The 14036-nt window shown below is 37.7% G+C and carries 14 protein-coding genes; 12 read left to right on the top strand and 2 right to left on the bottom strand.

Annotated elements, in window-relative coordinates; all coding sequences use genetic code 11:
* Nucleotides 1–19: 19 nt before the first annotated feature.
* On the bottom strand, nt 20–754 hold the full coding sequence (locus tag Q5760_RS21160) for a hypothetical protein (protein WP_428909562.1): 735 nt from the start codon (nt 752–754) through the stop codon (nt 20–22).
* 364 nt (nt 755–1118) lie between these two features.
* Here Q5760_RS21160 and Q5760_RS21155 point away from each other — a divergent pair, with 364 nt between their 5' ends.
* The 6 genes from Q5760_RS21155 (at nt 1119) to Q5760_RS21130 (ending at nt 5654) form a co-directional block, all read left to right on the top strand.
* Entirely contained in the window at nt 1119–1649 is a 531-nt protein-coding gene (locus Q5760_RS21155) for an RDD family protein (protein WP_428909561.1), read from the top strand.
* A 584-nt stretch (nt 1650–2233) separates the two neighbouring features.
* On the top strand, nt 2234–2425 hold the full coding sequence (locus Q5760_RS21150; protein ID WP_428909560.1) for a hypothetical protein: 192 nt from the start codon (nt 2234–2236) through the stop codon (nt 2423–2425).
* A gap of 160 nt (nt 2426–2585) precedes the next feature.
* The gene (locus Q5760_RS21145; protein WP_428909559.1) at nt 2586–3257 is read left to right on the top strand and encodes a response regulator transcription factor; all 672 of its coding nucleotides are present in this window, start codon (nt 2586–2588) and stop codon (nt 3255–3257) included.
* Nucleotides 3254–4240 carry a histidine kinase dimerization/phospho-acceptor domain-containing protein gene (locus Q5760_RS21140; protein WP_428909558.1) on the top strand — a complete coding sequence of 329 codons (987 nt, stop codon included), beginning with the start codon at nt 3254–3256 and terminating at the stop codon, nt 4238–4240. Before Q5760_RS21145 ends, Q5760_RS21140 begins: the two co-directional genes overlap by 4 nt.
* Nucleotides 4241–4797: 557 nt before the next feature.
* Complete coding sequence (locus Q5760_RS21135; protein ID WP_428909557.1) at nt 4798–5154, top strand: DUF3147 family protein; 357 nt, start codon at nt 4798–4800, stop codon at nt 5152–5154.
* 68 nt (nt 5155–5222) lie between these two features.
* Nucleotides 5223–5654 (top strand): DUF3147 family protein, encoded by a 432-nt coding sequence (locus Q5760_RS21130; RefSeq protein WP_428909556.1) that lies wholly within the window; start codon nt 5223–5225, stop codon nt 5652–5654.
* A gap of 190 nt (nt 5655–5844) precedes the next feature.
* Here Q5760_RS21130 and Q5760_RS21125 read toward each other — a convergent pair whose 3' ends face one another.
* Nucleotides 5845–6747, bottom strand: a complete 903-nt coding sequence (locus Q5760_RS21125; protein ID WP_428909555.1) for a LysR family transcriptional regulator — start codon at nt 6745–6747, stop codon at nt 5845–5847.
* Between the two features lie 254 nt (nt 6748–7001).
* On the opposite strand from Q5760_RS21125, the gene Q5760_RS21120 reads away from it, so the two are divergent.
* From Q5760_RS21120 to Q5760_RS21095, 6 genes are all read left to right on the top strand, one after another.
* Nucleotides 7002–7412, top strand: a complete 411-nt coding sequence (locus Q5760_RS21120; RefSeq protein ID WP_428909554.1) for a GtrA family protein — start codon at nt 7002–7004, stop codon at nt 7410–7412.
* Nucleotides 7413–7729: 317 nt separating this feature from the next.
* The gene (locus Q5760_RS21115; RefSeq protein ID WP_428909553.1) at nt 7730–10327 is read left to right on the top strand and encodes a calcium-translocating P-type ATPase, PMCA-type; all 2598 of its coding nucleotides are present in this window, start codon (nt 7730–7732) and stop codon (nt 10325–10327) included.
* Between the two features lie 329 nt (nt 10328–10656).
* The gene (locus Q5760_RS21110; RefSeq protein ID WP_428909370.1) at nt 10657–10956 is read left to right on the top strand and encodes a transposase; all 300 of its coding nucleotides are present in this window, start codon (nt 10657–10659) and stop codon (nt 10954–10956) included.
* On the top strand, nt 10953–11831 hold the full coding sequence (locus Q5760_RS21105) for an IS3 family transposase (protein WP_428909369.1): 879 nt from the start codon (nt 10953–10955) through the stop codon (nt 11829–11831). Before Q5760_RS21110 ends, Q5760_RS21105 begins: the two co-directional genes overlap by 4 nt.
* Before the next feature lie 302 nt (nt 11832–12133).
* Nucleotides 12134–12295, top strand: a complete 162-nt coding sequence (locus Q5760_RS21100; protein WP_428909552.1) for a hypothetical protein — start codon at nt 12134–12136, stop codon at nt 12293–12295.
* Nucleotides 12296–12663: 368 nt separating this feature from the next.
* Complete coding sequence (locus Q5760_RS21095) at nt 12664–13998, top strand: hemolysin family protein (protein ID WP_428909551.1); 1335 nt, start codon at nt 12664–12666, stop codon at nt 13996–13998.
* The last annotated feature ends 38 nt before the right edge of the window (nt 13999–14036 follow it).

Raw genomic sequence — 14036 nt, 5'->3', positions numbered from 1 at the left:
GGACAGGACCCCTGGCCCACTATTTTTTCTGTTTTTCTTTGTTCTTCAACATGGAAAAAGTTAAGGGTTGATCGGTTCCAGTCATAAGTTGGTAAACATAGGTAGAGGTCAGTTGATATCCATCTTCAATTTTGGTTGCCAAGTAGTTGGTCCGCTCAAAAAGGATGGAGCGGATATGATTGATTTGTCTAAGGATCTTTTCTGTTAGGGCTTCTTGAGAGTCTAATCGTTTGAGTACATCTGATTGAAACTCTTCTTGACCTCCTAACTTTTCAATGACTCCTTTTTGTAACTCCTGTTGTTCCTCTAACTTTCTTGAAATTCTTTTACTTTCTCCTTCTGTTTTCTCCAATCGTTGGGAAATTTCTCTGTTGGATTCTTGAATATGATGAATCTGTTCTAAAATGGACTCTGTCTTTACAGTCCCCTGTAGGATCGTTTGTTGCAAATCCGCACTTTTTTTATTAAGATTTCCTAGCTGTTGAGAAATCTCTGTATCCTTTTTAGCTTGATGCTGTTGACTCTCGTTCAATTGGTGATGAATGTAATTCCACCGAGCTTTTTGAGCCTTTTGTTGCTTTTTATATTGGGATTGAAGTTGTGTCAATGTGTGGCTTAATTCCTGATTTGCTTTTTTCTGCTCATCAAGCAGATCCTTTAAAACGTTATGTCGGATATAGGTTTGATTGTTCGTTCCAATTTGATTTTTATTTTTATACACATTTGAGTGTTGATTGTTTATATATAAACTCATTCGCAGCCCTCCTCTCGTTTATTAATATCCTATGCATGAAAGGGGACAGTTCCATTTACCATTCTTAAAATGGGCTGATTGTAAAAGGGGTGAAGTTGAGGTGGATCATAGTTAAAGGGATCTCATTTGATTTTGTTAGAATAGAAGAATTTAAAAAGAGGATATCCGAGAAGGTTTGGAGAAGAACTTGGTGAAAGTCTAACAGTGTTTGAAGCAGAAGAAATCGGTTCCTCTTATATGTGCATAATGCAGGTATGAATTATGCTGTAAGAAATATTAAGAAGGAAATTTGAATGTACAACAAACTTGTAAAAATCCCTTTATTTTAAGAGTTGCTTGGAAAATCCGTTTAGCTTAATTACAAATGAAAGAGGTAATGTTAATGAATGCTTCATTTTTAATTCGTTTTAAAGCCTTCATGATTGATTACATCATTATTCTTTTATATTTGGTCCTTCTCTTTATCTTCAACGTATTTCTATTTCCCTCATTACAGGAGTTTTTCAACGGCTCACTGATAGTAGCTCAGTTTACAGGTTTTTTAATGGTAACGTTCCCTGTATCGCTCTATTATATTATTAGCGATTCAAAAATTGGTGGACAGTCCTTCGGAAAATGGAAAATGGGTATACGAGTGGTTGGAAAAAACGGAGAAACACTAACACTACTACATTCAACTTTTCGAACGATCCTAAAGTTTTTACCTTGGGAGTTGTCACATTTCCTTGTTTATCGGCTGATTTATATAGGAGTTGCTGAAATTCCTTTCACTTACTATCTGATGGGTGGACTCATCTATGCACTTATATTTGCATATATATTGACCTCCATTTTTACGAAAAAGAAACAATCTCTTTATGATATTTTGTCGAAAACATATGTTGTTAAGAGTTAAACAACAAACAATTTCTATAATCGTTTACATTCCTATTGAGCTCTCTATTGGATATGTAGCTAGTTAGTAAGATTAATAGTTATACGAACTTTTATTACAGGGCGCTATCTTAAATAAAGCTAAGCGCTCAATTTTTATTTAAAGGACAGATTGTGGAATACAAACTAACCTAAAAGTGCTTTTGATTGCTTTATTAAACGAATTAGAAAGGAAGTAAGAGGAAGAGTTTCTCATCTCTTTTCTATTACACTAAATGCATTAGGGATGAGCTCATGAATAATAAAAAAATTGGAAATGAAGCCAAGGACCCCCTTTTAACGGAGACTCTTAATAGTATTGAGGTTGGTTATCAAAGCGACTCGAGCTTTATTCATGTATTTAAACGAAAGAGGACTTTCACCAAGTCAATTCCTTGCTTACTATAACGGAAATAACGTTAATCATTAACCTTATAAATGTACATTCGATAACAAACAATAATATGGATTGCTTTTTACATTTTATATCTTAATGGTAATTGTTAATAAAATCTTTATAACTATCAAATACAATAAAGATAAGTTAACTAAAAGGAGTTGATTCATGTGGATGCATTAGTAGCAATCAGTCTAATCATTTCTATGGTTTGTTTAGTTTCTTCAGTAGCTTTGCTTATTAATGAGGTAGTCTTTAAAGGCTTAAGGAAAATCAAAGAAATAAAGCTTAGACCCATTATGATCCTTTTCATCTTGTACATTGTATTTTTTGCACTGTTCCTTATTTTTCAAAATAATTAAATGCTGTGGTAAAAGTTTCTCGAAAATGAATATGTTATCGTAGATGATATTAGAGTGCATAGGTGTCCTTACTTTTGAGTTAAGAGTAAGGGCACAACTGTAGGAAGGTTTCTATGTTTAAAACAACAGAAAACCGAATTCGTAAAGAGGTGATTTGGTGATGAATGGATTTACGATCTTACTGATCGAGGATGACCAGCCCATTGGTTCCATGTTACAGGAAATATTAGAAGGGGAAGGTTATCATGTCCTTTGGTTAACGGATGGTCAAAGAGTCCTGGAAGAGATTAAATACTGTGATTTACTAATCATTGACATCATGCTGCCAGGAGAAAACGGGTATGAAATTTCAGAAAAATTAAAGGAGAATGGATACTCACTTCCCATTTTATTTCTCACAGCGAGAAGTGATATAGAGAGTAAATTAAAAGGGCTTTCTCTTGGAGAGGACTATTTGGTAAAGCCCTTTGACCCCCGAGAATTGTTAGCAAGAATACACCTGATTCTTAAAAACAAATATGGTTTATTCACCCAGATTCGAAACATATTTGTTGACGGGGTTCATTATAAAGTATTCAAAAGAAACATACATTCTGAAATAAAATTAACTGCAACTGAAAGGAAATTGTTTTTTTATCTATATGAAAATCAAAATAGAACGTTAACGAGAGAACAAATATATGATTATTTGTGGCCGTTAGAGTACTCTAAAAATAGTGTGCTAAATGTTCATATAAAAAGTATTAGAGAGAAGATTTCCGATGAAGATAATAATATTATTCAAACGGTTCATGGAGAAGGGTACAGATTCAATACCCATAATCATGTATGAGTCTTAAGAAGAAGTATTATTTGTTGTTAGCGACAATTGTCTTTTTTGTGCCCATTTTATATTTACTGACCAATTTAATCCTACTATTAGTTTATTTAGCCTTATCAACAGTGTTTAACTTAGAGCAACCTTATAATCAATCTTTTATTTATTCTAGTATTTTTGGGGTTTTCTTTGGATTACTGATCTTATTAATAATAATCTCCGCCAAGTCCATTAATCACGTGTTGCGGCAAATTAACGCCATGAATAAAACCGTCAAAAAAATAGCACTGGAAGATGAGTTACCTGAAAAGCTACCCATAAGAAAGAATGATGAGATTGGTTGGCTAGCCCAATCCATAAACATATTAATTGATCGTTTAGCTAGTAAAGAGTTGATGTTGAACTCCGAGTTAACTTTTAAAAAGGAGTACTTAAATAAATTATCACACGATATTAATACGCCGTTAACAGCCATCAGATTAGAGTTATTCTTACTTCAAAGAAACGGTGTTTTGGAGGAAAAATCAGTCTCGTCTCTTTACCAACAAATTGAATATATTTCGAAGTTAGTTAATCAATTGAACCAAGCGGATTTAGAGTCCGTCAAAGAATCCTATATCATTTATGAAAATGTTGATATGAGGAAAATAGTGGAAAAAGCAATAAAGAAATGGACGTATATCTTTAATAATAAAAATATAGAGATTAACTATAGGGTTAAGGATCATAGTCTGATTTGGCGCAGTAATGAACTGTGGGTAGAAAGAATACTGGATAATGTATTTCAGAATACACAGCTTCATTCGAAGGCGAATACTCTCAATGTAACGATTGAAAATGGCTTGATTGTGATAGAGGATAATGGAATAGGATTCAATGTGGAGGATCCCCAGATAGGGTTAGGCGTTTTAATCATCAAAGAAACATGTGAGATATTAAAGATAAAATGTGAGTTGTCCTCGAATAACAAAGGAACTAGATATATATTTAAAAAGTAACTACTTTGGTAACCAACAGGATTCTGAGTCATGGAGAAAAGTCTCCTGACTCACTATTTTTTCTGACCTTTGTTCTTCAATATAGAAAAGGTTTATGGCTGAGCGGTCCCAGTTATATGCTGGTAATCATAGGTATGATTCAAGTTCGGACAAGGCTTTAGCTAAAAGAGAAAACAGGGACTGAAGAGGGACAAGGGGACAGGTCCACTGCCCCAACAAATGATTCAAGGAACCTGACTCTCTGACTCTCCCCCTGACTCACCCTCTGTCTCAAAAAACAAACTGCACCAAAATCATATACCCGATCGTTCCACCGGCCATTGAGATGAGCATGTTTCTAGTATTATCCTTTCAAATTACACTGGATCCTTCTAGGTTATCCATTTCCATGCAGAGGTTGAACGTCTTATTGTTAAAATTCCCCCATTCTACCAAGGTAAGCGCTTCATAAACGTTAATAGAATGTTCACAGGGGTTCACCTCAAAATACGGTACAATTAATACATGTTCATGTTAGAAAATACACATTTGATAAAGACTTTAAAAGGAGGCGGATTATGGCTGAGGTTTCAATTAGTGCCTTATTCATCCGTTTCGTATTAGGTGGACTCGCTGTTGTGCTAGCAACGATTGTTTCGAGGAAGTTAGGGGAAAAGGCAGGGGGTATCTTTGCTGCTTTTCCAGCTGTCTATTTAGCGGCTCTTCTAACGGCTAGTCTTGATTTTAGCGGAGATGAACTGATCTCCTACTCGATTCTCCTTTCAGAAGGAGCCATTGTCGGAATGGTGATCAACATCATCATGGCTATTATAGCAGGAATCCTCATCCCAAAATTCGGTTGGAAACGTGGTCTCACCGAAGCACTCGGATGTTGGTTTATCATATCTTTTGTCGTTGTAACGTTTATTGGGTGACAGGCACCATCCAAATTTTGGTAAATACCTATCCTAATGGAAATTCCGTATAAGAAAAGGTGTAGATCATGCATAGTAAAGATTTACTGATTCGATTTATATTGGGCGGGGGTGCTGTTGCGATTAGTTATTTAGTGACGGTTTTATCGCCTTGGGAAATCCTCGCTGGCATTTTTGCTGCTTTTCCCGCGGTTATGATTACAGCGGTATTAATGGTCGGCATTTCCGCAGGTTCCCAGCATGCCGCAAAAATAGCAAAAGGTTCGGTCTATGGTATGATTGGTTGCGCCATTTGTGTGATCACGGTTTGGACGAGCCTTAAAATAACCGGTAACTGGATGTTAAGTATTATTCTAGGTTTAATTCTTTGGTTAATAAGTTCCATATTTGTATCCAATGTACGAGAAAAAATTGGCGCCCTTTCGAGTCAGCGACAAACAAAAGGCGTGTTAGAACAACAAGTCAGCCTTAACCATAGTAAGAAAAAATCCGTTTCTTAAAATAAAAAACACCATCTAACCGGGATGGTGTTTTTGCTTTGTCGTTAAAATAGTGGTTTGAAGCTTGATTCATATTTAGTTCCAGCACCTACCCCCTCGAGGTCAACTACTCCTCTAGCTTCGCAAAAAGGCTTGCAGTCAGAGAGTTTTGATTATCGGGGTTAAGCTAGGGAGCTTGCGCTTTTTATTTCTAAAGAGCCATTAAAAAAGGCTGTTGGCTATATTCGATGGCAAATTCACGGAAAGAGTTTGTGGTAGGGCATAGATAGCGATCCTTCATTCGAGCCATGTAGATATATTGCTCTGGAACATGATTTTGGATTTGTAAAACCTTCACATTGAGATGTTTGAGTGACAAAATTCTTGGCATGATCGCAATCCCGTAATTGACGGTAACAAGCCCGGCCATCGCGTTATCCTCTTCCACTTCACAAGCAACTTGTGGCATGATCCCCACATGATCAAAAAGGTGATTAATGATGTGGCGGAAATCATTTTTTTCATTAAAGAGTACATATGGATATTGAACCGTGTCCCTTAAGTCGACGCTATCGTCATTAGCAAGCGGATGATCATAAGGGACAATGAGCACCATTTCCTGATGTACCAATGGATAAAATTCAATTTCCGGTTCATTTTCCGCATGTAAGCTGAATGCTAAATCGTATTTCCCTTCCTTTAAACCTTGAATAATATCTTGGGTCGATCCTTGAGAAAACGTAAAGGAAACATTCTTAAACTGCTCTTGCGTTGAAAATGCTTGGATCAAGTTTGGAATATAATGAGGTCCCAATGAATAAATAAATGCTAACTCAATGATTCCTTGTGATGGGGATGTTAAATCTCTAAGCTTTTTCTCACCGCTTTCAATTTCATGCAATCCGCGATCGACATATTGTAAAAAAAACCTTCCGTACTTAGTTAAACGAATATTTCGACCATGTTTCTCAAACAGCAACGTACCTAATTCTTTTTCCAATTCAGATATGGCGTGACTAAGACTAGGTTGGGTGATTGATAATTGGGCCGCCGCTTTTGTGTAATGTTCAAGCCTAGCTAGTACACTGAAGTAATGGAGCTGTTTCAAGTTCATGCAAACCAATTCCCTTCATAATGATGAAAAAAGTAAAGATTGTGCAGTAGTGATCAATATATGTTAAAAATAGTTAGAATTTACTATATAAGAAAAGTGTATCATTTTTTTTGTTCATGGGATGAGGGTTTATGTAAAAACTTATGATATATTTGTGAAATACTTAACAATATTAAAACGAGAATAATGCTTGTTATGTGGGTAATAATGGAAAATGGAGAACGATACATATTAAGAATAGGAGGCTAATATGTATGAGTCTAGCCAACCAAAGACTCTCACTATTTAGTAGGTTTTGTACGGTAGGGGCAAGTAATACATTGATTGACTTCGTGGCCTTTTTTCTATTTATTGGAATAGGATTTCCTTATATGATCTCACAAATTTTATCCTTTTCTGCCGGAATGATCAATAGTTTTCTTTTAAATCGTAAATGGACGTTTGGGATGAGTCAAAAAATAAAAATGAGCGAAATCTTCCGTTTCATCATGATCAATCTTTTAGCTCTTGCGCTTACAAATGTGTTGCTAACCATTTTTTTTGAAATAAATAGCTTGCCGCTATTTATAAGTAAAGTCTTGGCAACAAGTGGAGGTCTAATCGTCACCTTTGCTGGTAGTCGGCTTTGGGTTTTTCAAAGGGATGAGAAGTTGCAAGAAAGTTGAAAGAGTCTGAAATATATGTTAATATAATCACAAAGGGAATATATGGTAGAGGGAGTAACTAGCCTGATGATTCAGGGTTTAAAGTCGTCACTCGGATTGAAAGATCCCGGCTTTAAAAACTAACTTTAGTTAAGTGAGACTCTATAGCACCAGGGTGAAAACCTTGCGCTATTAGAGTCTTTTTTATTTTAGGTTTTGTTCATCACATCTTATATCCGAAAGAACAAAGCCGAATTTTTAATAAAGATTCCCTTAATGAAAGATAATAAAAGGAGCCACTTGGAAAATCGTTTTCTTTTGAAAGGAGAGATCCCAGAATGAGTGAATTTTATCGAAAAACCACAGATGAAACGTTGGAAACACTTGGAGTAACGAAAAAAGGATTAAACGATTCGGACGTAACCCAAAGAAGAGAAAAGTACGGTTATAACGAATTAGCAGAGGGTAAAAAGAAAAGTACGGTTCAAGTCTTTTTTGAACAATTTAAAGATTTTCTGGTCATTATTTTAATTGTTGCTGCGTTGGTGTCTGCGTTTTTAGGTGAAATTGAAAGTACCATTGTCATATTGGTTGTCGTCATCTTAAATGCCATCTTGGGTACGGTCCAGCACGTAAAGGCGGAGCAATCCCTGAATAGTCTGAAGGCCTTATCCTCTCCGACAGCTAAAGTGCTGCGAAATGGGCAAAAGATTGAAATTCCCTCAAAAGAGGTCGTTGTTGGAGATATTCTCTTTTTTGATGCAGGGGACTTTATCCCAGCCGATGGAAGGGTTATTGAAAATGCGAGTTTGCAAGTAAATGAGAGCTCTTTAACGGGTGAATCCTTAGCGGTAACAAAGGAATTAGACCCGATTCAAGATTCAGAAGTGCCACTCGGGGATCAAAAAAATATGGTTTTCTCCGGAAGCTTTGTAACCTATGGTCGTGCCACAGTCGTTGTCACGAGCATTGGGATGGAAACTGAAATCGGGAAAATCGCAAACCTATTGGATAATGCGCAAGAGAAGAAGACTCCTTTACAAGTTACACTCGATCATTTTGGAAAACGATTAGCGGTTATCATTATTATCATTGCCGTTTTGATCTTTGGTTTAGATATCTTTAGAGGTCGAGCAATTGGGGATTCGTTTATGTTTGCCGTTTCCTTAGCCGTTGCCGCGATCCCGGAAGCCTTAAGTTCGATTGTAACGATTGTACTTGCTTTTGGTACGCAAAAAATGGCTAAAGAAAATGCGATTATGCGGAAACTCCATGCGGTTGAAAGTCTTGGAAGCATCTCGGTTATCTGTTCTGACAAAACTGGAACGTTAACGATGAATAAAATGACCGTTCAACAGGTGTATGTCGATAATCGTGCGATTCCGCATGACAAATTAAATTTAGAAACACCGCTTGAAAAGAAATTTTTACTAATGGCGTTGTTATGTAATGATTCAATTACGATGGATAGTAAAGAAATTGGGGACCCAACTGAAGTTGCCCTTACGAACCTAGGAGAAGAATATCAATTAGACGAATTGGTTGTCCGGGATGAATACCCACGGTTAGGGGAAATTCCATTTGATTCTGATCGTAAATTAATGAGTACGGTTCATAAAATAGGTGACCGTAACCTCATGATCACAAAAGGGGCACCCGATGTTTTACTTAATCGTTTAGCTAAAATTGAAACAGCTAATGGAATCGCTAATATTACAGAAAACGATATGAAAAAAATTACCGATACCAATAGTGAGTTTTCAAAGCAAGGTCTGCGATTACTAGCGTTTGCTTATAAAGAAGTAGCAGAAGGTCAAGTCATCCATGTGGAAGATGAAAAGGATTTAATCTTTGTTGGCTTAACCGCGATGATAGACCCACCAAGACCAGAATCTGCAGAAGCGGTTAAAAACTGTATTAGCGCTGGAATTAAACCAGTCATGATTACAGGAGACCACAAGATTACCGCTGCTGCGATTGCAAAGCAAATTGGAATTTTACAAAGAGATTCTGAAGCAGTTGAAGGCGTTGAAATTGAAAAGCTAACAGATGAGCAGTTAAAGGAAAAAGTGAAGGATATATCCGTGTACGCCCGTGTATCACCGGAGCATAAAATCCGTATCGTAAAAGCATGGCAAGATAAAGGAAATATCGTCGCGATGACCGGGGATGGGGTCAACGATGCTCCAGCCTTAAAACAAGCCGATATTGGAATTGCGATGGGGATCACCGGTACAGAGGTTGCCAAAGATTCAGCGTCAATGGTCTTAACCGATGATAACTTCTCAACCATTGTAAAGGCGGTTGGAAACGGAAGAAGTATTTATGCGAACATCAATAACTCGATTCGATTTTTACTTTCAGGGAATACAGGCGCCATCTTAACGGTGTTGTATGCATCCCTTTTAGCGCTACCTGTACCATTTGAGCCTGTTCATTTACTTTTCATTAACTTGTTAACGGATAGCTTGCCAGCGATTGCAATTGGTCTAGAGCCTCATAATAAAAATATTATGAAGGAAAAACCAAGGGATATTAACACGCCGTTGCTCAATAAATCATTTTTGAGTAAAGTTGGAATCGGAGGTCTATTAATTGGGATCTCAACCATTGCTGCATTCATGATCGGTCTTCAAGCAGGTCATGAAGAAGCAATGACAATGGCCTTTGCGACCCTCTGTTTATCAAGATTATTCCATGGCTTCAATACGAGAGCCAAAGGCTCCATCTTCAAAGTAGGAGTGTTCACGAACAAGTACCTTTGGTTTGCAGTCATTGCAGGAATTATCTTGTTACATCTCGTTCTATTGATCCCTGGACTTCAAGGCATCTTTGAAGTAGCTCCATTAACGGGAGGGGAACTTGGAGCTATTTACGGACTATCCCTAATGCCGTTGGTGGTTATGCAGTTGTATAAAATTCTTTTTGTAAAATAATAGGTAGACCTGATAAGGAGGATCCGAATGGGTCCTCTTTTTAGGTTTGGATAGATGTAATTCCCATCTGAGAAAGAGCTTCAAATGGACAAGAACGGAAGAAAAAACTGGTACCGAGTCCGATAGAGGAGCTCAAACGGACAGGGTAGGATGAATAAGCTAGAGTGGAGTCCGATAGAAGAGTGGAAACGGACAAGAACGGAAGAAAAGGCAGGTATCGAGTCCGATAGAGAGTGATATTGTATCTATAAAGTAGACAATCTTAGAAAGTGTCCTATTCATTTGATAACCTTATAGTAGAAAAAGATAGATATTGGTGGGAGATGAATATGGCAAGACAACAAAAAAGATACAGTTACGAATTAAAGAAAACAGTAGTTGAAAAATATTTCGAGGGGCATTCAATCCGAGACTTGATAAAAGAATATAACATCAGCGCCCCTCGTGTAGCGAATCGTTGGGTAAATAAAGTGCGCGAAGGAGGATATGAGGCATTAAAAGATACAAGAGGGATGAAGAGCATAGGTAAGCAAAAACGAAATGAAGAGGAAACAAAAAATGAGATCATCGAAAGACAGGCCTTACAGATCGAATACTTAAAAAAGCTGTTAGAGCTGGAAAGGATGTGAAGCAGAAAGAAGTAGAATTTGCCTTTATCGAAGCAAACTCAAAAGATTATCCCGTTACGCTATTAGTTCAATTAACTAACGTATCTCGTTCTGGTTATTACAAATGGAAAAAACGTGGTGGAGGTAGTGTGCAAGCACAAAGGGATGAAGAGCTGTACAACTATATCATTAAACTACACCATAAGCACCGCGGAACGTTAGGTAGAAACAGAATGAAAATGGCATTAAAAGAAGAATATGGCATTGAGGTTGGAGAGATACGTGTTTCTAAAATTATGAGGAAATATGGTATTCGTTGTAAAATTCGCCAAAGGCGTTATATCAAGAGTAATGAGGTCAATATTAAAGTCCCCAATATATTAAATCGAAACTTTCACGCAAACAAACCGGGAATGAAGTTTACGATTGACATTACCTACTTACCAGTAGAACAAGGACCAAATAAACATATCTATTTATGTGCGATTAAAGATTTATTTCATGACGAGATCGTGGCGTATGCAATTAGTCATCGCCAAGATTTAGAGCTGGTTTACGAAGCGTTAGATCGTTTAAAAGAAAAAGCGTTTGTGAAAGGCGCCATTCTACATAGTGATCAAGGCGTACAATTCACAAACGCTGGATACCAAATGCGTGTCAAAAAGATGGGCCTCACCCCATCTATGTCCCGCAAAGGCAATTGCTGGGACAACGCACCCATTGAGAACTTCTTTAGCCACTTCAAATGTGAAGTAAAATGCTTTTTTGAAGATGCAGAAACTGCATTCGAAGTCCAAAATGCGGCATCCGAATATATCCATTACTTTAATCATAGCCGAATTAATACAAAATTACAAACGAGTCCTGTAAAATATATCAAACAATATGCAAGCTAAGAGACACGCAGGGAACCACAGCGGAGCTGCTTGCCCTTGCCTGGAATACCTCTTCTTAGTGATTCGCTGTGTTGGGTATCGGGCCCCGACCAGAGAGAGCTTAGAAGAGCTGGTTCGTGGTACGCTGTGTGCGCGATTGGAGAGCTTTTATAGCTTTATTTTCTCCAATTCGCCACTTTACTTACACCACGAACCCAAATGACTGGCAAGGGTGGTGGATATGGCTTAAGCTCAACGTATTGATAGTATAGTGCTTGAGGCAAAGATATAGGACACTTTGGTACTGTCTACTTGACAGAAGCATGTGCAGAGGTTCAAACGGACAGGATCGGATGAACAAGCTAGAGCAGAGTCCGATAGAAGAGTTCAAACGGACAAGAACGGAAGAAAAAGCTGGAACCGAGTCCGATAGAGGAGCTCAAACGGACAAGAACGGAAGAAAAAGCTGGTGCCGAGTCCGATAGAGGAGCTCAAACGGACAAGAACGGGAGAAAAAGCTAGAGCAGAGTCCGATAGAGAGACTCAAACGGACAGGATCGGATGAACAAGCTAGAGCAGAGTCCGATGGAAAGGGTTCAACGGGTAGGTTCGGTCGAAACAAGCAGTAACCAAGTAAGATATAGCAGCAAACAGAGTGAATAGGTCTTAACAAAGTACGATAGAGCGGGAGAAAACGCAGCCATTCTCCACACCTTTTTTACATGATTGCCCACCACTTAGGTATACTAAATATATACTAGCCAAAATAAAAAGTGATATGATTAAGGATAGAGTGAAATTTTGTTGTAGGTGAATGGATACTGTCGATTCACTACGTGGAGGTTGAATATCTTTGGGAACTGAGATATTAGTACTGTTGGTACTAATTTTATTAAACGCCTTTTTTGCGGGATCGGAAATTGCCCTGATTTCATTAAATGATAACAAAGTGAGAATGATGGCCGATGCGGGAGACAAAAAGTCCCAAATGGTCCATAATTTGATTTCGCAGCCGAGCCGATTCTTGGCGACGATTCAAATTGGCATTACCCTTGCCGGTTTTTTAGCGAGTGCGTTTGCGGCGGACAGCTTTGCCAGTCGCTTAACGGCTTTTTTATATGAAGCGGGTGTCCCGATTGCTCCAGATTTGCTTAATACCATTTCAGTAATCGTCATTACGTTGCTATTATCTTATTTTACCCTCGTTTTTGGAGAATTGGTACCCAAGCAAATTGCGATGACAAAGCCAGAGCCAATCGCCAATCTTGCGGTAAGACCACTCACGCTTCTCTCGAAAATTACTGCGCCTTTTGTTAAACTGTTAACATTATCCATGAATGTAACCGTTCGTTTATTTGGAATTGATCCAAATGCAGATGATAATGAAGTGACAGAAGAAGAAATCCGAATGATGGTCGATGCGGGGGAAGAAAAAGGGACGATTCAATTAACGGAAAAAGAAATGATTAATAATATTTTTGATTTTGATATAAAAACCGTTTCCGATATTATGACACACCGGACCAATATTTTGGCAATCCCACTTGATGCCACTCTTCAAGAAACGGTTCAAACCGTTAATAAGGAAAAATACACAAGATACCCCGTGTATGCAGAAGATGTTGATCATATCGTTGGAATCCTACATTCGAAGGATTTAATTCAATTTTTGGAAGATCATGTAACAAGAGCGAAGGAATTTAATTTACAAGAAATGATTCGCGATCCACACTTTGTTCTTGAATCCACAAAAGTGGACCATTTGTTTAGAGAAATGCAGCAAAACAATATTCATTTGGCAATTGTTATTGACGAGTATGGTGGCACGGACGGAATTGTAACGATTGAAGATATTATCGAAGAAATCGTCGGAAATATTTTTGATGAATACGATGAGCCGTATGTCGAGGAACCAGGCATTATGGAGCTTGATGAAACCACGTATTTAATGGACGGAACTACTAATCTCTACGATGTGGAGGATGTCATTGGACGTGATTTGCCAACAAGCGAGTACGACACGTTAAGTGGGTTCTTGATTAATTTGTTAGGCTATATCCCAATTGGCGAAAATAAACCGATCGTGGAATATAACGATGTTCAATTCGCGGTTGTAAAAACAAGTGAAAAACGAATTATGCAGGTGAAGGTAAACATCCTAGAAAAAGTAAAAGCAGATGAGGATTAATAAAATTGGCTGTCTGGATATGATATCCCTACTTCCCA

Source organism: Niallia sp. Kr1, from assembly GCF_050389805.1.
GTDB lineage: Bacteria > Bacillota > Bacilli > Bacillales > Cytobacillaceae > Bacillus_BD.
This window is presented reverse-complemented; position numbering and strand designations above follow the sequence as displayed.

Bases quoted from the DNA above. Each gene is read 5' to 3' on its own strand.
- Q5760_RS21160 (WP_428909562.1), bottom strand. From the start codon at position 754: ATGAGTTTATATATAAACAATCAACACTCAAATGTGTATAAAAATAAA.
- Q5760_RS21155 (WP_428909561.1), top strand. From the start codon at position 1,119: ATGAAAGAGGTAATGTTAATGAATGCTTCATTTTTAATTCGTTTTAAA.
- Q5760_RS21145 (WP_428909559.1), top strand. From the start codon at position 2,586: ATGAATGGATTTACGATCTTACTGATCGAGGATGACCAGCCCATTGGT.
- Q5760_RS21140 (WP_428909558.1), top strand. From the start codon at position 3,254: ATGAGTCTTAAGAAGAAGTATTATTTGTTGTTAGCGACAATTGTCTTT.
- Q5760_RS21135 (WP_428909557.1), top strand. From the start codon at position 4,798: ATGGCTGAGGTTTCAATTAGTGCCTTATTCATCCGTTTCGTATTAGGT.
- Q5760_RS21130 (WP_428909556.1), top strand. From the start codon at position 5,223: ATGCATAGTAAAGATTTACTGATTCGATTTATATTGGGCGGGGGTGCT.
- Q5760_RS21125 (WP_428909555.1), bottom strand. From the start codon at position 6,747: ATGAACTTGAAACAGCTCCATTACTTCAGTGTACTAGCTAGGCTTGAA.
- Q5760_RS21120 (WP_428909554.1), top strand. From the start codon at position 7,002: ATGAGTCTAGCCAACCAAAGACTCTCACTATTTAGTAGGTTTTGTACG.
- Q5760_RS21115 (WP_428909553.1), top strand. From the start codon at position 7,730: ATGAGTGAATTTTATCGAAAAACCACAGATGAAACGTTGGAAACACTT.
- Q5760_RS21110 (WP_428909370.1), top strand. From the start codon at position 10,657: ATGGCAAGACAACAAAAAAGATACAGTTACGAATTAAAGAAAACAGTA.
- Q5760_RS21100 (WP_428909552.1), top strand. From the start codon at position 12,134: ATGTGCAGAGGTTCAAACGGACAGGATCGGATGAACAAGCTAGAGCAG.